The sequence below is a fragment of the Sporosarcina sp. G11-34 genome (genome assembly GCF_026931025.1).
In genome coordinates, this window is the sequence record NZ_JAHNZW010000020.1 from 26,457 (window position 1) to 45,690 (window position 19,234).

The following is a 19,234-nucleotide window of genomic DNA, read 5'->3' on the forward strand; positions in this document are numbered from 1 at the left end:
CACAATGAACTGATAATACTCTCAAAAGCAATCCTAATGTAAAGGGGTATAAAAAATGAGCCAAAAACTAAAAAATAAAATTGAAGCATCCGACACAACGATAAATAGTTTATTGAAAGATCAAAAGTTTACGATTGACTATTTTCAACGTGAATATCGTTGGCAATCAAAACATATTAAACTTTTAATAGAAGACTTAACATCCACATTTTTAAAATCCTATAGTACAGAAGATAAAAGAAAAGACGTTGTTAATTATCAAAGTTATTATTTAGGTCCAGTAGTTTTCAGTATTAGTCCGGATAGTGGTAAAAAATCAATTGTAGATGGACAGCAACGCATTACATCTATTACGCTGTTGTTGATTTATTTAAACCACCTGCAAAAAAACAGTGACCATAAAGTTTCTATAAGCGAACTTATCTTTTCAGAAAAGTTTGGAGAGAAGTCTTTTAATATGACTGATGAAATGAGAGAGCCATGCTTAAAATCATTGTTTGAAACAGGAGAATATACATTAAGTGAAAATGATGATGAGACTGTTCAAAATATGTTGTATCGATATGAGGATATTGTACAAACATTTCCAGATGAATTAACCCGTGAAATATTACCATTTTTCATTGACTGGTTAATAGAAAATGTAGTTATTGTTGAAATAATAGCCTACTCAAATGAGAATGCGTACACTATTTTTGAAACGATGAATGACCGGGGCCTAAACTTAACTGCGACAGAAATGCTTAAAGGATACGTTTTATCTAATATTGAAAATAAAGAACAACGAACAGAAATTAATGATTTATGGAAAAGAGAAATACAAAAGCTCCATCAATATAATGACAATGCAGATCAAAGCTTTTTCCAAGCTTGGTTTAGAGGAAAGTACGCTGTATCAATAAGACCAGGGAAAGTAGGATCTATTGATCAAGATTTCGAGCTAATTGGGTCACGTTTTCATAACTGGTTTAAGGACAACCATAGAACATTACTAGATTTAAACACATCTGATGAGTTTTACACTTACTTCAAAAATGAATTTCCCTTTATGGTTAAATGGTACCTAAAGATATGGGACGCACAAACAGAATATACCCCTGCAATACCACATGCAACCTATATTAATAACTGGGGAATCGCAGAATCATTACAAGATCCCTTGTTATTAGCATCTATTAATATCGGGGATACAGATGCTACAATTATGAAGAAAATTGATTTCGTCTCTAGATATATAGAAACGTTTACAGTAAGGCGAGCCATTAACTATCGCAAGTTCAGCCAGACATCTATAAAATATACAATGTTTAATATCATTAAGTTGATTAGGAGCAACAATCTCGATTTATTAGGACAAAATTTAACTAATGAAGTTAATAAAATTCAGGAAGATTGGCAAGGCGTTCTGGAGTTTGGATTACATGGACAAAACAGGAAGTTTGTAAAACACTTACTTTCACGTATATCTAGCTATATAGATAATATAGTAGGCAAAGATACTACTTATGTGTCATACCATCATCCTACCGGTAAACAATTTGAGATAGAACACATTTGGGCGAATAAGTTTCAAGAGCATTCTGATGAGTTTGATCAAGAAAATGACTTCCAAAGGTGGAGAAATTTATTAGGTGCACTTATTCTTTTACCTTCTGGAACAAATCAATCCTTTAGTAGTGATAAATACGATGATAAAGTGAAGCATTATATCAAAGAAAACACATATGCACAGACATTAAATTCAGCGTATTATGCTAAGAACCCTAACTTTTTAAAATCGGAAATTATCAAGGATTTAAATTTTAAAGCTCATAATGATTTTAAAAGTAATGATATTGAAGATAGACAGCAACTTGTTCAGCGCATTTGTGAAAAGCTATGGTCTGTTGAATACTTTGAAAACTAATGCTAACTCTTCTCACTACCTTATAAATCAAAGGAAAACGGACAACCGGTATTGTAATCGGTTGTCTGTTTTCTGTTTTAATTGTAGTTTTACGACTCAGAGTGTATTTGTTTTCTTCCCTTGATTTAATCCAAACAAATACGACAGGATAGCAACGCCGCCACCTACACATATAATTGCGACTGCTTCCGTTATTGTAATTATAGTCATGTAAATATCTCCCTCAATAAATTGAACAAAGAAAAACACCGAAGGATATAAATCCACATCGGTGTTAATCCTGTTCTTTATTCTACTTTTAATAACTACTGAACTTGCGATAGCATTCAATCGCAAACGGACAATTCCTACAATTACTAGAAGGTGTTGATTGGAATAACTCTTCCGCTTCATCTGGTAGTAAGTCTAAAATCTCACGTTTGGAATTGATTTCGTTTGCTACACGCAAAGCCCATTGTCGTGAATCTTCCATGTCAGACCGATTAAAAACGTGTTTACTCGCTCTCCTAAACCGGAGAAAATACAAGTTGCCTTCAACCGTATGTCTATTCTTTAATTGTCCTATCGCCCATGCATACAGTCCCAATTGATGATTGTCCCGAACATTGTATCTCACACGATTCGTTTTCCAATCGACTATTTTACTTCCATCTGATGAAACAAGATCAATATACCCTTGTAACATCGGGGCTGAATCTTCATCGGATAAAAGTAGTTGAAAATGGATCTCTGTCTTCCCCATATCCTTTGTTAATGGCGCATGACTCACCAGCAGCGATAATTCATCCATAGTTACTTCTGAATGAAACTCAGCTTCAATCATCCCGTTTAAAACGGCTTCTAAATGAGGCACCCCATTAATTTTATCCTCCACTGCTTTATGAACACCTTTACCCAAAGCTAATGGATAGGTGGTCGGTTCTTCATATCCTTCAATGTACTTCTTAAAGAATCGGTAAGGACAGCTTGTGTAAAGATTTAAACGCGAAAAAGAGTAAATCAATAAGATCTCTCCTTTCTTCTTTCAGTTTTCAATAAACAAAAGGAGACTGGATACCCAATCTCCTACTACTAAATACTCTTAGGGCTAAAACGGCAGGTCATCATCGCTTACCGCAATAGGACCTCCACCTGTTTCGAATTGATTACTATTATGATTTTGGGCGTTACTGTTACCAACATAGGGATTAGGCTGTTTCTGGTAGCTTCCCTGTCCTTGCTGTGGTTGATTGCCCTGACCTTGTGGTTTAGGATCCAGGAACTGTACAAAGTCAGCAACTACCTCTGTAACGTATACACGGTCTCCCTTGTCATTCTCATAGTGTCGAGTATTAATACGACCATTCACAGCTGCCTGACTCCCTTTTTTAAGGAAGTTCGCTGCATTTTCAGCTGACTTTCTCCAAACTTGGATCATGATAAAGTCTGCTTCATTTTCACCCTTCGCATTTTTAAACGGACGATTGATCGCAAGTGTGAAGTTGCAAACTGCCACACCGTTTTGTGTATACTTCAATTCTGGTTCTTTCGTTAAACGACCTACTAGACTCACGTTATTCATAATGTTCTCCTATTCTCATAACTGATTTACAGCCACGTCCCTATTTCTCCTCCGTAAAGGGTGACGGATATTTTAATTTGCGAAAGACATTTTGTCATTCACAACTATTTCCTTTTTACACCCTGCTTTTATGGGTGTTTTCATTTGATCCATTACCAGCAAGTGATATAGAAATACAACATTGCACACGACTTTTTCCATTCGGAAATCATAAGTTGACAACGATACTTTCCAGGCTGCTCGCCCTATTTCAGTACCTTCTTTAGCCCAGCTAGTACGTTCCTCTTCATCTTTCATATATTCAGCCAACAGTCGATTGAACAACAAATAAATCTGTGTTTTATGACATGACTGAATGACATATTGAAGAAGTTCATTTTGGCGTTCTGCTTGGTTCTCAATGTGAGCGACTACCATAAACAAGGCAAAGTGTTTTACCAGCTCACCGTGCTCATAACTCTTCCAATCTCTTAAAACCGATTCCCGGTTCATTTTGAATTCATAACGATCATTTCGTTTGTATTCAGCCCACCCGATTAACCGAAGCTGATGTGTATTCAAGCTTTCAGCAGGATGTACAGGTTTCTTCCTTTTGCCAAAGTATTTTTCGCGTACCTTGTTGTAGGAGATACCCGATAACTTTGCTTCAAAGTCCAAAACACCACCTGAAACACCGCAGTACCAACATTTATATACTTGATCCTGTGTATTTAAAGAAAGGTAATACTTGCTACCCTTTCCTGGCTTTGAATCCTCTTCGCAAAATGTACATTTACAAAGCGTCTCCTTTTTACCTAGATACCGGGGATTGAATGTAATCCCATATTCCTCTGCAACTGTCAGAATCTCTGGGAGCATAATCAAGCACTCCTTTTATCTGCATCTCTTAATTTCACAAAAAATGTAAATCCGTTTTCAATACGCGTCTGCATTGCAAACTCGCTACCTTGTGAAAGGTGCCTCGTTTTTTCAACTGCTTCTTCACCTTGTGCAAAAACCATTGATTGCTTGTTGTCTGTAATGTTCTTTACATACATTTTCGCGAAGTTTATGCCACCTGGTGTTGTACCTGGTTCATACTTTTCCATGATGAATGTTTCTATTGGATCAGCAGAATCAGAGGCTAATTGATTTTCCTTTTGAACAGTTTCTGTTTGTTCGGGTACTGATTCCTCTTGAACATTTTTCTCCTTCGATTGAATCAGCGTGAACGCTTCAAGGAAGTTAAAACCACTTTCATTTTTAATGACCAAAGACAACTCTTGCCCCGTTTCAACATGACTTAGGGACTCAATTGTATCTTCTTTCTCTTTTACCAAAACAAGGCTTACCTCACTGCTTGCTTTGTTCATTACATTCAATTTTGCAAACGGAACATTTTGTGGACTTACACCTTTTTCAAAACTTTGTAGGATGAATACCCCTTCGACAGCGGTTTCCTTTGGCTGTTGAACAGGTGCTACTGGAGTTTGTTGCTGCTCAGCCACTTCGGTTTGTTTTTCTGGGGCTGGATTAGACTGGTTCGGAATGTCTGCATTTCCACTATTACCGTTATCGTTTTCTTCGAGCGACATTTCTTCACGCGTGTACAAACCACCCAGAGGGAACTGACGACGAAGCACAAAGACTTCAGCTATTTTCTGGATCATAGCCGAGGGCATTTTGTCCCAAACGTTTTTATTGTTATACCTCGAATTAAGTTCGCCTGAATTCGCTTGAAAGTATTCCTGAAAATCTACGAATACGGCAACAGGCCTAAAACGTTTATGATGCATGACTGCATAAGCACCAAGTATAGGACCACGTTTCTGACCGAACTCATGCCGCACACTTCCTTCTGAAGGGATGAACTCGAATGTATCTCCTTCTCGTACTACGTTAGCGTTGGGGGGGCCTACATAGCCTTCTTGCGTAGTCGCTACACGAAGCAACCCATCACGAGTAGTAATGAAAGATGTATTCGGTCCATTCTTTGTTTCATAACGTTGAAAAACGATGTCACCTAGCAAAGGATTCAAGCCAAACGTTTCACACACTTCAATAAAATGGTTCGCCTCTTCTTGCGTTCCTTTTGCTGGCTGAACAAATCGATTCCAAATCAACGACTTCTGTTCATTTGTAAACGTCAATACTTTTTCCACTTAAACCATCTCCTTTTGTATTTTTTATAAATAAAAAAGCCGACTTCACCCATTAGGGATCAATCGACTTTTATGTAACCTACTGCAACTGAAAACGAAAGTTGTTTTGTTCTCCTGTCATTTCATTGCAGCACTCCTATCTGATTTTTGAAACAAAAAAAGCCGACATCACCCAAAATGGGATCAATCGGCTTTTAAATATATATCACGCAAATAATGCGTAAGTATCTAGTGTGCAGAAAGCAATTTTGTGACGTAAGACGTCTGCCTAACTTTTCTCAAAGAGAATGAAAATACAAAGGCTAAACATTTGTGTCGAATCTCCTTTAGTATTGATACAAAGGCTTAACGACTTTCACCTATGGAAAATGGTGACTTGAAAACTGTTTAAATATGTATATACTATATCCAATTCAAAAATAGATAGCAAATCGAATGGAAGTCAGTTAATAGCAAATCTATAAGTTTGATTTATAATCTTGACGTTTAGTAAAAGTACATTTAATTTCATTCACTTTTATAATCATTAAGAATGTTTTGAATGTCAATGTATTCATTTTCATTATTCTTTCTCATTACAATATCCAATAAAAGAATAATCTCTTGATTATTTTCATCTTTTTCAATTGCGTAAAACAATCTATAGCGTTTATTAATTCTAAGAACATATATATTGTCTGTACTAAAAACCTTTTTCGCCTGTCCCCTATAATCTATACTTCCAAGATTATCTACAATAGAAATCAATTTTCTCAATAATGCTTTATCGCCTGAATGAGCAATGCCTTTTATTTTTTCCGTAATTTTTTTAGTTACCAATACATCTTTCATAACTTATCATTTCCTTTATCTTTGTTATCCCTATTCATAAGTGCTTTGATATCTATTAGATCATCAAACTTATTAAAGTTATCTGTATTTCCGTCCCTTATATCTTTCTTAAAACTTTCTACTAGCTCAGGATATAGTGATTTTTTAACATAAGCAGCCACGTAAATTTCATCTGAGAACTTGGTGATGTCCATACGCTCGTTGTATAAAAACTTATTGTATTGATAAATAAAAAAAGTATAGATGAATATCAAATATGTCGGTAATATCTTAAAGGAGTCTTTCCATACAATCTTATTTGCAACGGTCAATTCATTGACAAAAGAGCCACAAAGTATTCCCGATACTATAACGAAGCCCACAAATATTAAGGTTTCGATTAAAGGAGATTTTGAAATTATATCTTTCAGTTTATTTTTCAGTTCCAGTTTATTTTTCAGTTCCAGTTTATTTTTCAGTTTCATTTTATTTTTCACCATTTTCCCCTTTATACAATTCAGACAGCTTTTAATACTAAGCTTTATACGACAGAAACTTGAAGGCGCTATTGCATAAGACTCGTCGAAGCTACTGCTTTTTTTTTGACTTAGCATGACCGTGATTAATCATTTACCATTCCATAAACAACACCCCAAGCGATATTTGATGAATAAAGCATGAACCCACCTGGGATGAATAGATTACAAATACACTTTATCCTATTACTAACTTTGTTTCGTCTAGAATTTCTGGAACTGTTATAGATTTTTCATAATTAAGAGCTGAGTTGTTTTTTACTTGCTACCATTTACTTATATTTCTCACTGATTTGGCTCAAGATAATTCTTAATTTTTTACAGGCATTTAGAATATTATATCACAAGGTTGCCCCAAATTCTTCCACCCTTTCTATCTCCCTAATAAACTTACCGGATTCATCCAAAAAATAAAAGACCTTTGGAAGGTCTTTAGTGTCATCCCGTAAATCCATATCTAGAGCTACCCTTAATTTAAGCTTCTCAGCACTTACCTTCGGCCATTCTAAATGTTGAATTGATTCAGTAATAAGGATAAGACGCTCGTTAAAGTGTTTGCCATTCCACTTCAAATACATAAGCAAATCATTTACATCTCCTCGTACAACATACACATAAATCGGCTTACCTTGAAACTGAATCAACCCACTGAACGGTTCTTGTGCCGGCAAAATCCTTGCGTTAGGAAGATGTTGAAACAACTGAAAGAATAGAAGTCGTTTCAAAACATCCTCAGTTTTATATTCAACCCAGTAATTAATCTCAAAGCACTCACTCAGCCCCGCAATGACTGCCCCATTTATCCCAAGTGTAAAAATCGGTATGGCCTGTATATTTCTTTTCAATTCATGCCTTACTATTTTCTTTTCCGTAACCATTCGTTTTAGTCGTTTCTTATCCAAAGAAAATAACCGAATGAGCTGTGCTCCCTCGATTATTCCAACTGCTGCAAGTGCCTCTAATGCTTTACGTTCTTTCGGTGATTCACCATTGATATAATTTGATTGTCGTACATTAGACGGTATCCGTGTCCAGTGCAAGTTCCATTCATGCGATAATGAATAAGGGCTAATTGGCATTGGTATCCTCCTCTAGCTTTAATATGGAAGGGGGATGCACTTTGACATACCCCCAACATTTTTACAGTACACGCGTAATACGTGTACGAATCTGTTCTTTCTTTGCATCGGTTTCTAACACACGGACCAGTACCCGATCACCCCTTTTAACATTTTGGAACTTCAAGTGACGGGCCAATGAATCCACACCGGCTTCCAAATTGACGAACACACCGTATTCACGTACACCGGAAACTTCGCCCACGTATTCATTACCAGACGAGTATCGACCAATTGAACGCAACCATGGGTTCTCTTGCGTCGCCTTCGCACTGACCACGACTTTCTTCTCTTCTTTATTAATCTCCAAGACTTTAACTTTCAGGTGATCGCCCTGCTTAACCTCTTCCGTTAAATCGTCAATCCAACCATATTTGATTTCCTCCAGCGGGATTTTCACTTCGATTCCACCGATATCTGCCCGAACAAGTGATGGGCTGACACTACGGACAACGGCAATGATTTCATCATCTATATCAATCTTCTTTAATGTGATTGAAGCCATCTGATCCAATGCTGCGATACGTGATCCAGTGAACACTTCCGCTTCACGATCATAATTCAGCACTTTAAATGCTACCGACTGTCCTGTCATCGCTCGAAGCTGTCGCAAGTTAGCTGCGCCCGTAAACTCCAGTGGGATGAAACCACGGATGTTACTAAGGGTTACAACAGCACAAGGCTTATCAAGCAACGTTTCAATTCCAGTGATCGGAGCCTGTAAGATTGAATTATTTTGGTAAGCACCGTAAACCTTTTTCCAATCATTACTAAATTCATCTTCCGTTTGTACTTTCGATGGGTCAAAACCTTCAATTAGAACCTGCATGTTGTTTTCTGTCATTTTATTCTCTCCATTTCAATTGTTTATTCTTTTGTAATAAAATAACACCGCTCCTTAACCGATTTGAGTCGATTAACGAAAGGTGTTTTAAATTTAATTAGCTATTCCTAATCCCAAAATCCATCGTTCGACTTCACTACATTACTAGATTCCTTCTTTTTAGTACTTGTCTTCACTTGAACATCGCCACTTTCTTCACTAACAGTGTTGGATACTGATAAAGGTTCTCTTTGTTCTTGTGTTTGTATAAAATCATGGCCAGCCCCCTCTCTATTATTAATAGTTATAGCTGATAGTAAATCCTTTTCCTCTACTGATTCTCTGCCTGCTTTTGTTCTATTATCCAGACTTTCCGAAATAGATGCTTCAAGCTCCGGCTCCTTGATAGGACTCGTTTTAATACCTGTTAATAGTACCTCGTGTAATTTCTCAGCCTCTTTCACCTTTCTCTTATTCTTTAGTGTGCGAAAACGATTAAATAGACTCTCCTTCGTGATTTTCTTAGTCATTTTACTTTTCGCCTTTTTAAAAGTTGTTTTGTCTTCCCACTCCCTCAACTCCTTCCAATTTCGTGGGACAAAGTTGCCTTTCGCTAGTGCCGGCTTCTGTGGGGTACCGTCTTCTAAGAGTTTATGAACGAAGTTGAATTTAGGTATTCCATCCATTAAGTCTGTCGGATCAAAACGATATTCTTCGTCTTCCGTATCCCGATAAGAATCAGGAAACAATCGGGGTAGCAATATTCTATTCTTGTATGTGCTTTGTCGCATAATCACTTTATCTTTACCAAATTCATCTGCAAAATCTTGCGCATCCTGTGCAGATATACCGCCAAAACAGATTTTGTTTCGACATGACGTAAGAATTGCTTGTTTCATTGCCTTTGGACCAAGACTTCCCGATTCAATTTCAAGTTGGCCAAGAGATTGTGTCGCAAAAATACCCGCTACCCGATATTCGGCAGCGAGCGATAAGAAGATTTCTACGTCTGGATTAATATAGCGACTGTATTCATCGACAATCAAAAAATGTGGAATACGTGTATCTTCTGTTCCCGGCCTCCTAAATGTGCCATTTTGTAAATGCATGATCATAAATTGTCCGAATGCATCACCTGCTTTCCTTAGTTTGCCAAGTGCGGTATTGACCGCTAGGACACCACCCGTTGCTAAATGCTTGTCAATGTTCACGTCACTCTTGCCTGTCATGATTGTTCTTAGTGATTCGTTACTAACAATGTTTTCGAGTTGTGCTCTTAATCCAATGACAAATTGCTGATATTTCTCACGCATACTCCCTAGTAATTCTGATTCAAAGAAGTGAACCAAATCTGTCATACCATCACGATGTTTCAGTTCAGATACTTTCTGCTGTAAGACGTTTTGATCACGTAGCGTATTCATCACATCAATAATGTCCATGTTGTTGCCGTGTAATTCTTTCAATAATTTCGTAACGTTACGTGCGGAAAGTTCTTGGACAGTAGCGAAAAATGCATCCTGCTTTCCGAACAATCCTTTTAGTACAACGACTGTTGCCTCCGCCACTGTGTCCGTGTCACCTTCCATTGGATTAAATCTAGCTGAATTCGTTTTTTCAGGATCAACATGCGTACACGGGATATCCATTTCCTCGCACATTTCGGCAACCATCGCTGCTACATCACCTTTTGGTTCTACAACGGATATACCCAAAGGGACACCTCGTTTCTTCTGAAGTAACAGTTGATAAATTATTGGTTTCAATATTGTCGCTGTCTTACCGCACCTTGTTGGACCAACAGCAAGCATATGTGTGAAACAGTCGCTTCCTTGCCATACAATCGGCATTCCCATCTGCCACAACTCCTTCCATTATCAGCTTTTTATCCGATCCCACTTCCCGAAGTACATATGAATCTGTTCCATTATGAATAGAACATGGTTATTTTCTTCAAAGCTGAACAATGTTTGAATTATTTTCGAGATCTTGAACCTGAGGAATTCTAAGTCTGATTCACTTTGTTTTTTAATTATCAGCTGACTGACTCGTATGTTGACCGTCACCCCATAATAATTCAGGTAGCGCATGAACATTGTGCGAAATACGCTTCCTCCAAAACTGCATATCCTTTTTGTAGTTGCCGGTATTCATTTTCCTTAATAAGATGAGCGATGTTTCAAGTACAAGAAAACCCAACTCGATTAATTCGGTTAGGCTTTGCTCGGCTATATGGTCTTCTACCTCAGGGAAGATATACAGCTTCTTTCTACAGATTTTAGGTTTGAAAAACACTTTACGACTCCCCCTTTGGTAAAATTGGCAATAAAAATAACACGCTTCATTCAAATTGCTGAACGAAACGTGTTTTGTATAAGAACTTTATACTTAGTTTACTAATTCTAGATTGTTGCTGAAATAAATCACTCAGCAGCTTATAAATTATTAGTTACAAACTCCATCTATATAGTAATTTTTCACAACTCTTCCAACTCAATATCATTCAAACTTCTTCCTTTATACTTCCAATTTCTCCTGCCATTTACTGATCCGCCAGCTACAGCTGCTGCTGCATAACTTGGGCTATTAAATATATAATCATCCGTAAATACATAGTAATTCTTGTCATTATCTTCTTCTAACACTCCACTACTAATCAAAGAGGCTCTCATCTTTTTAATTGCAAGTTGTGCAGAAGGCCTATTTTCGATAACAGCCGTTGATCCTTGAAGAACTATATACTTATCTTCTTCAATTTTCATTTTAGCTTTTGCATTATTTACACTAAATTCATAAATATTTACTTCCTTTGCTACTTTTACACTTGATTCAATTCTCTTCGGTTCTAGTATATTGATCCCTACAGATGATAATATTTTTCTAATAGCACCTAAGAAATGTTCCATTTCTGCTGTATCCACTTCAGAGAGATTAGGACTAGAAGGTTTTTGACTATTTTCAAGTTCTGCCGTCTTTGCCTGATCAATTAAATTATGAATTTTAGATTCAAGATATTGAATTTGAGTTTTAGTTATATAATCATCTTTTGAAGTGAATACAATAGCTTCATCCCAAAAATCTTTCTGATTTATTCCATGCGAATGGCTTTTCAATCTTGTCTCAACAGATTCACCTTCACCAACATAAGCAATTTTTTTATCTAGATTTTCGATATCGTTACCTAGTAATATATAACAACCAGGCTTTTTGGATTCGTTCCTTGTTAAGAAATCCTTTAATTTTGTCCTTGGAAATACTGTTGTATATATTGTCATATTCGATATTTCTACTGTTCTAAGTCCATTTGGATTACCATCTACTAGAAATAGTCTTATTAAACTTCCCGACAAGCTATCCCCTCCAAATTATATTGCTACTTTACCTCATTAAAATTAATCAGAAATAAACCACCAAATATTTTTACCGCATTCAGATTTAATTCCCTAGCTGTATAAACCGATTTATAAATGGATAAACATAATATTAGTTCTTGTCAAAACGCTTAATAAAGCAATATAAATCCATCAATATTAACACGTTACAAATACTTTACTCAATTACATCAAGATCAATAATATAATGGTGCTCAATATTACAAATTTTATGGTTATTCTCTGTTTTAAATATATTAATTTCGACAGTCGTTTTCTGGTCCAAAATTACAACAATTGGTTCCAGGTCATCATATCGATAAAAACCAATACCATTATTGTATGCATCAATATAATCTATTCTTAGTAAATTTCCATTCGAAATAACCCTGTCATTTTCACGGTCAAATTCAAGTCTAGGTATCTCTAGAACTCGTTCATAATTTAATAGTATCGTCAGCTCTAAATTTAATCCTTTCGACTTTTTTGGATCAACTTTCACATATTTCAACCCGTAATCCTCAGTTATTTCTTCCAGTTCTTCAGTATCTAATTCAAGAATTTCCTTACCTTTGATATAAAGTGCCATTATATGACCTGTGAATTTGAAAGCATTAATAATACGATAGCCGTCTTCTATAAAGTGGTTAGCTTTGTATTTGTTTCCAATATATACACCCATCTGTTGTAGCCAGATAATGATTTGTTCAATCGTGAAATGTTCTTTATCAAATTCAACCGATAACAGTTTTAGTTCATCCTTTAATTCCACAATAATTGTATTCACACCATCTATTGGTACACCATGAATATTAAAATCACCATACTTTTCCGCATAGGACGGGATAAAACAATATTCATAACGGTCTTGGAATTCTATGATTTGCTTTGCAAATTGCTCAATTCGCTTTTCCATAAGTTCATCGTATGGCTTTTTAAATAAATTCGTTGGAGGTAAATTTTGATTCATTTTTTCATAAACCTCTTTAGTATCTATATCTTCAATGAAATATGAAATGTTTTGCAAAGCCCATTTTCTAAATTCAATAAGTGTCATCGATTTGGATGCCGGACCTAGATTTAGAAGTTTCTTATCAAACGAAGCACCAAAATAACTTGTTTTTGAATGTGATGATTCATGATTTAATGCTAGTATAGGTACATTTAGCCCTTCAACAAAGCAAATCAACCGATAATTGTATTGTAAATAATATCCTTTTTCATTAATATCAATGTTAAATAATAATAATCTATACGGGCCGATATAAAAATCTTCAGCCGGTTGAAAATTTTCTAAATGACGCTTCCAAGATACATCTTGAATTCCTATATAGTTTTGTTTTCTTTTATCCTTAGTTAATTGGTCGAATTGCCGCTTGAGTTCAAGTTGATATTCAATTTGTTTCGTTTGAAGTTGAGGTCTTGGGTGGTGGTAATCCAAAGGTGATTTCCCCTTTTTCCCCAGGACTGGTGTTTTGGTTTGGTTGATAATGTCCAACCACTGGTCTATTAAAGCAGTTAAATTAGGTGTTTTGGGCCCACAACCCCATCCTAATAACACCCAGGGAGACTGGTCTACTTGTTTGACTAATTGATCTTTTGATTTAGGTAAGAATTTTACGAGTGGCTCATTTTCTAACCATAATTCTTCAAGTTCGTTCATGGCTTTACTCATTTTAGGATTCTGTAAAGGAAATAAATTATAAATATATAACCTTCCTTTAATTCTTCCTGTTTCATTATGAAATGCTTCCAACATCTGAATAAGTGATTTCATTGTTGGGTCTATTTTCAACTCATTGTGGACCGGTACTTCATCATTAAATGTATTAATTTTTAATGAGGCACTGCCCGGGTTAAGCATAATTACAGTACCTAAAATTTCCTCACTATTTCCCCATTCAATATATGCCTCTGTTCTGTATAGTTTGTTTTTCTTTTTTACAAATGTTCCATAAGCATGCGGTTGTTGATCGGCAACTTGTTTAATCATCGGCGCCTCCCCGGCTTGAATAGTTTTGACTTGTTCTTTGTACGTTTTTTCAAGTATTCGTTTTGCTGTAAATTCTCCACTTATAATTACAGGCACATGTGTTAGACCCATTTCAAATGAAAAGATAGCCAAATGTACAAATCTTATAACTCTTTTATCCACAGTTAATGGAATTGGTTCTAGCAATTCTCCTTTATGGAACATCTTTTTAACTTCACTTACTTTTTCTTCATCTCGCTCGTCATAAGAGTTTACTAATAATTCATCTATAGGTACATAAATGATAGGGTACTCATTTTTGTCTCTTTTATTTCTTATATAGTGATTTTCATTTACTTTATATGTTGTAAATGGCTCCGAATTAAGTTTGAAGTTCATGGGTAACTCATTTTTCAATGAAACCCATTTCGAAACTTCAATTAATCCACTTTTTGTTCGAACTGTTTGAGTCCCTTTTGCAACTAATCCTTGATACTGGTCTTTTAAAATTTTTGTTAGTGGTTTTTGAATGATTTCTCTAGGGTCTGTGAATGATACAGCCTTCTTTTTCATTGGTTTCCGTTCTTCCTTTTGGGATATTGCTTCAATGTGTGGAGAAGTATGGTGGGCCAAGTTTTCTTCTTTCAGAAACTTAGCTTTCCATTCAAAATTTTTCAGTATTAATAAATTGGCATTATCTATCCCGTTATTACAAATTGGACACCAGTATTTATTTGTTTCAATATCTTTAATGGTTAAATCAGTCTTATATCCATCTAGATCTTTTGCTATCATAATTATATTTGGTAAGTCAATCATTTCCTGTTTATAGCTGTTAATAGCCCAAGTTTTAATTGAACTTGAATTTAAACAAAATGGACAACAAATATCTGAATCAGCTATAAGTATCGGTACTTCCCTTTTCACTTCAGTTGTGAAACCTAAATCCCTATAATAATCTAACGTAAATGAACAATCAGACTCTGCATCCCAAGGGTAATCGAATGGTTCCGATCTAATAGATTTAGCAGTTTTACTAATAATCATCCTACATTTTTCTTCAGTAATACTAATTTCTGTGGTAACAAAATGGACATTTTTCTTAGGCTCGATAAAGTCAAAAAAACCCATCGTCTTATTATAGCGTAAAGATCCCTTATCTGAAAATCGCTCTTTTTCTTTCATATCACTAGTATAGGAATCTTGTTCTCTTCTTTCTTTTTCATCTGTTATCTTTAAAAATGTACGAGAGATTATATATTCATACCACTTCAATTTTCTCCCCCCTATTTTAAGTGCCTTTACTCGTATAGCAATCACATGGATAATAATTGATTTTGAAATGGCTTCATAAAAAAAGATAAGTTTATTACTTATCCCACAGTAGTACCGAATTATTAACTTCTGTCCTCAGGGTCTTCATGACTAAAAGGAATCTCTATTAATTCCAATAAATCATCCTAATCTCATTGTCAATCAACCTCTTTATCCCTGAAAAACTTCGCATTAGGATTTCACAATTAGCTTGGCCCTCATTATTGAATTAGAAAAAAGTAATAATTAAATTCATACGTTATTAAATGAATTGTCACTCATTAATAAGTGATTGTCAATTATCGTTATTATCAGTAGATTCTCCTAGCATTATTCTTACATCTCCACGTTCAATTCTTTCTTTTTCTTCTTTACGTTTTTCAAAATAACTTTTGTTCGGCTGTTCCTCAATTCGCTGATTCCCTCGCTTTTTCTTGTAGGAGATTTCGGCACGTATGAAGACGATATTCAGATAGACTCCGGTTATGCCAATCAACACTAATGTTAATTTCATCATTGTTAATCGAGATAGAAACTTTTCCATGTCCCAGATTGAATAGACGAGACTAGCAAGGAACATGGATCCGAACAACGTCATACTGATTGACATGAGTTTATCCAACTTCTTATGTTTCGACTGCTGTACCTGTTTGATGATGAAGTAGGTGACCAGAGCTATCAGTCCATAAATCAAGATCAATTTTGCCGAAGGGATATAGACAGCGTTGTACATGATTGTGACACCCAACGCTGCCGATAGAAAGCTAATCACCACTATAATTACTTGCAACTAGATCACCCCTCTCTACTTCGGGCACTCGACACTTCCAGATTCAACACAAATACAAGTTCATCAGCTAGTAGCTCGCGCATAGTTCGGTACATTCTTCTTTGCTCTTGTTCACCTAGATGGACCGCTATTTCGTTGTTTAGCCCCTTTTCGTGTGCGGTCAGTTTTGTCATCTCCAGTAGTTCAGGTATAACTTGATTTGTATTTTGCATATTATTTTCCCCTTTCGTATTTTTTAATAACGTGCATTCTAAACGTATTTTAAAGAACAGTGTTTATGGAGCTCTACAATTGGATTGCTGAGAGATAGTCGACGAGATCCCCGGAATCAATTTCAAGGTAATCTACGTGATGAATCTCTTCTAATAACTGCTCATGCATATCTCGTGTATTTGGAGTAGTTATTACTAGCACTTTCCGTCCGTCTAATTTAAATAATTCTTTTCGGTATTGTTTAATGTTATAAACTTTGACCAAGTCCGTATCTAGCAGATTCACAAGATACTTTTCCTCCCCACTGTGTCTAACTATTCGCTCCAAACCATCGTATTGTTTATTGCTATTGCTAACAGAAGATGTTTTAAAAGACAGGTCATAGATGTCATAGTCTTCGAGAAACTTCATGACATTATTTTCATCTTCAAATAAGCGTAAATAGTATTTCGCGAATGTATATGGGAAGATTTTCAGGCTTTGACACTTAACGATGATAGAATTATTTGTTGATAGATGCTGAACAATTGTGCTGTAGCTGGTTGCACTTTTAGCAAATAGGATATAGTTTGGATGCCCGAAATCTCGTATTTCCTTTGTTATCTTCATCAAATTCTTCATTCCCACGCCGTGTAGAAACATGTAGAACAAGTACTCTGTGCCGCCAGGACTTGTTAACATGCCTTGTACGTTTGCACCACGGTTTAATTCGAATTTCTCCTTTACACCCCTGCTGTCCTTCATCTTCCAACCGTATCTTTCTAAATCAATCATCACATCATTGGTGGATAGTAGAAACGGTAGACGCCGGATATTCACTCGTAATTCATCGGCCCTTCGTTCAACTGGCACCCCCTGCTCTCTTAAGCAGGAGATGCCTATTTCACTAATTCGATGATAAGAGCCTTGTCTATTTTGATTCGCAAGGTACCCACTTATCGGGTGGGTGCTGATAAATCTTGAATTACGCAAGATTCGTAATTTCTTATACGTATACCACCGTGACATTTCGTAGCGTCGCATGATCTGCTCCGTACTCAACACACGATGTTCGTAGAGGCCAGTTAGTATCTCAATATCACGAGCTTGCAGAACCTTCACCACCTGTTTATTGCGCGTCTTCGACATGCGTTTCCCTCCTTTTTGATTGTTCGCCCCGGCTGTTTATTTTCGGTCACTTCTACACTGCGCTACGAATTGATTCAACTAAACCTCTCCGTTTTGTCCAATTCGGGTAGAATTCACTAAAGCCAATAACCACTTGCGTTTAACCATTTATACCGGGTACAATATTTCGTCCCTGTTGGGTACAATATAGGGGTTCTAAAAAAACCTTTATATTGCACCTAAAATTCGGGACTTTAACTGGGGTACAATAGTCAAACTTTAACGAATGGTTAACCCCAGAAATCTCCTGGTTTAGTATTTGATGAACGCTTCAACCGTTCTTTCTCCTTTCTTTCTTTTGTTCTCTTTTCCCTCTCCACTTCGGTTCTATATTCTTCAAATATTTCTTCCTGCAATGTTGATTCGGGTATGTGTGCCAAATGAAAATACTCTTCTTTCAAATAGCTCATAAATTCCTCGAAATTGTCCTGCGAAACTACAAAGACTTGCACATGATTTCCCCTTGGATCCAGTAACCCTATATCAACGTTCCATACCCGCCACCAGCAATCGTCCCCGATTAGTCCTGTATGCCGTATTGCATCTTGAATAAGCTTTCGGTTTCGATTGTCCAAATCACGAATTATCTTATTTTCATAATATTGAGCGATGATAATTACAGAATCATCAAACCGATAATTAATCTTCGTAAAGTCATATGAATCTTGGGTTGCACGAAAATAATAATGCCTAACCATTGCCAGGTAGTCCCTATCAGCTTCTTTATAGAGCGGAAGAGCACCTTCATAAGAAAATTGAAATATTGGATAACCATTGATAACCATTGGTTTTACCTTCGCCATTGGATATACCGACGTTCTTTTAATAGCAGTATCATTTCCGCCTAACTTATTTATTTGTAACATTAGGTAAACCTTCATTTCTTCAATGTTTTTCAACTGCTCAAACAGCAGCTTCTTTTCAGCTTCCACTAAATCCATTCCTTTCTTGTTTGGGGACGTAAATTCACATCTTAAACGCTTAATACAGAAGCATTCTTGTAACTCAACGTCGGACGTTTATAAAGTTATTTCAACACGAATAACCCAACGTCTGACGTTAGGATTTCAGAACCTTATAACAGCAACGTTTGTAGAGCACTTTCACGTCGGACGTTCATCTTCTTCAACGTCCGACGTTGCTTATCCGAAACGCTGTTCTATCAATGTTTACACCACCGATTAACGTCGGACAAATCAACACCGTATATTTACTGCTAATCAACGGCCGTATATTCCGTTAAATACGGCATCGGATCTTCTTTACCACCGGCACGAATTATTTCAAAATGTAGATGATTTCCGGTTGATGTTCCCGTTGAACCGCATGTGCCGAGTACGTCCCCTTGAGAAACCACATCATTAATTTTTACTTGCGTAGAATTTAGATGGGCATACAAAGTAGTGACTTCACCGTGATTGACGATTACATGTAGCCCGTATCCGTTTGACCAACCTGTTCCAGAGGCAAAAATAACATTACCGCTTTGGGCTGAAAGGATAGGGTCATTAT

At 36.2% G+C, this 19,234-nt stretch carries 18 protein-coding genes; 1 reads left to right on the forward strand and 17 read right to left on the reverse strand.

Annotation, left to right across the window (positions count from 1 at the left end; translation table 11 throughout):
• Positions 1 to 55 precede the first annotated feature (55 nt).
• Positions 56 to 1,906, forward strand: a complete 1,851-nt coding sequence (locus KSU66_RS19520) for a DUF262 domain-containing protein (protein WP_269053133.1) — start codon at positions 56 to 58, stop codon at positions 1,904 to 1,906.
• Positions 1,907 to 2,204: 298 nt separating this feature from the next.
• Here KSU66_RS19520 and KSU66_RS19525 read toward each other — a convergent pair whose 3' ends face one another.
• The 17 genes from KSU66_RS19525 to KSU66_RS19605 all read right to left on the reverse strand — a co-directional run.
• Positions 2,205 to 2,909 (reverse strand): PD-(D/E)XK nuclease family protein, encoded by a 705-nt coding sequence (locus tag KSU66_RS19525; RefSeq protein ID WP_269053134.1) that lies wholly within the window; start codon positions 2,907 to 2,909, stop codon positions 2,205 to 2,207.
• Between the two features lie 84 nt (positions 2,910 to 2,993).
• Positions 2,994 to 3,470 carry a single-stranded DNA-binding protein gene (ssb, locus tag KSU66_RS19530; RefSeq protein ID WP_269053151.1) on the reverse strand — a complete coding sequence of 159 codons (477 nt, stop codon included), beginning with the start codon at positions 3,468 to 3,470 and terminating at the stop codon, positions 2,994 to 2,996.
• A 69-nt stretch (positions 3,471 to 3,539) separates the two neighbouring features.
• Positions 3,540 to 4,325: a hypothetical protein gene (locus tag KSU66_RS19535; RefSeq protein ID WP_269053135.1), complete on the reverse strand. Its 786-nt coding sequence runs from the start codon at positions 4,323 to 4,325 to the stop codon at positions 3,540 to 3,542.
• Between the two features lie 2 nt (positions 4,326 to 4,327).
• Positions 4,328 to 5,608, reverse strand: a complete 1,281-nt coding sequence (locus KSU66_RS19540) for a RecT family recombinase (RefSeq protein WP_269053136.1) — start codon at positions 5,606 to 5,608, stop codon at positions 4,328 to 4,330.
• A 507-nt stretch (positions 5,609 to 6,115) separates the two neighbouring features.
• A complete protein-coding gene (locus tag KSU66_RS19545) occupies positions 6,116 to 6,439 on the reverse strand; it encodes a type II toxin-antitoxin system RelE/ParE family toxin (protein WP_269053137.1) in 324 nt (107 codons plus the stop codon).
• Positions 6,436 to 6,915 carry a hypothetical protein gene (locus KSU66_RS19550; protein WP_269053138.1) on the reverse strand — a complete coding sequence of 160 codons (480 nt, stop codon included), beginning with the start codon at positions 6,913 to 6,915 and terminating at the stop codon, positions 6,436 to 6,438. The genes KSU66_RS19545 and KSU66_RS19550 overlap by 4 nt, the downstream gene beginning before the upstream one ends.
• Before the next feature lie 380 nt (positions 6,916 to 7,295).
• A complete protein-coding gene (locus KSU66_RS19555; RefSeq protein WP_269053139.1) occupies positions 7,296 to 8,033 on the reverse strand; it encodes a hypothetical protein in 738 nt (245 codons plus the stop codon).
• A gap of 61 nt (positions 8,034 to 8,094) precedes the next feature.
• The gene (locus KSU66_RS19560) at positions 8,095 to 8,916 is read right to left on the reverse strand and encodes a S1 RNA-binding domain-containing protein (RefSeq protein WP_269053140.1); all 822 of its coding nucleotides are present in this window, start codon (positions 8,914 to 8,916) and stop codon (positions 8,095 to 8,097) included.
• Positions 8,917 to 9,023: 107 nt separating this feature from the next.
• Positions 9,024 to 10,751, reverse strand: a complete 1,728-nt coding sequence (locus KSU66_RS19565) for a type IV secretory system conjugative DNA transfer family protein (protein WP_269053141.1) — start codon at positions 10,749 to 10,751, stop codon at positions 9,024 to 9,026.
• 172 nt (positions 10,752 to 10,923) lie between these two features.
• Positions 10,924 to 11,190, reverse strand: a complete 267-nt coding sequence (locus KSU66_RS19570) for a hypothetical protein (protein ID WP_269053142.1) — start codon at positions 11,188 to 11,190, stop codon at positions 10,924 to 10,926.
• A gap of 182 nt (positions 11,191 to 11,372) precedes the next feature.
• The gene (locus KSU66_RS19575) at positions 11,373 to 12,245 is read right to left on the reverse strand and encodes a GIY-YIG nuclease family protein (protein ID WP_269053143.1); all 873 of its coding nucleotides are present in this window, start codon (positions 12,243 to 12,245) and stop codon (positions 11,373 to 11,375) included.
• Between the two features lie 199 nt (positions 12,246 to 12,444).
• Positions 12,445 to 15,513, reverse strand: coding sequence for a hypothetical protein (locus KSU66_RS19580; protein ID WP_269053144.1), 3,069 nt, complete (start codon positions 15,511 to 15,513; stop codon positions 12,445 to 12,447).
• Positions 15,514 to 15,847: 334 nt separating this feature from the next.
• The gene (locus KSU66_RS19585; protein ID WP_269053145.1) at positions 15,848 to 16,342 is read right to left on the reverse strand and encodes a hypothetical protein; all 495 of its coding nucleotides are present in this window, start codon (positions 16,340 to 16,342) and stop codon (positions 15,848 to 15,850) included.
• Positions 16,343 to 16,347: 5 nt separating this feature from the next.
• Positions 16,348 to 16,554 carry a hypothetical protein gene (locus KSU66_RS19590; protein ID WP_269053146.1) on the reverse strand — a complete coding sequence of 69 codons (207 nt, stop codon included), beginning with the start codon at positions 16,552 to 16,554 and terminating at the stop codon, positions 16,348 to 16,350.
• A 73-nt stretch (positions 16,555 to 16,627) separates the two neighbouring features.
• The gene (locus tag KSU66_RS19595; RefSeq protein ID WP_269053147.1) at positions 16,628 to 17,683 is read right to left on the reverse strand and encodes a replication-relaxation family protein; all 1,056 of its coding nucleotides are present in this window, start codon (positions 17,681 to 17,683) and stop codon (positions 16,628 to 16,630) included.
• 269 nt (positions 17,684 to 17,952) lie between these two features.
• Positions 17,953 to 18,663, reverse strand: coding sequence for a hypothetical protein (locus KSU66_RS19600; RefSeq protein WP_269053148.1), 711 nt, complete (start codon positions 18,661 to 18,663; stop codon positions 17,953 to 17,955).
• A 275-nt stretch (positions 18,664 to 18,938) separates the two neighbouring features.
• Positions 18,939 to 19,234: M23 family metallopeptidase (locus KSU66_RS19605; RefSeq protein ID WP_269053149.1), on the reverse strand; the 296-nt coding region annotated here is incomplete at its 5' end.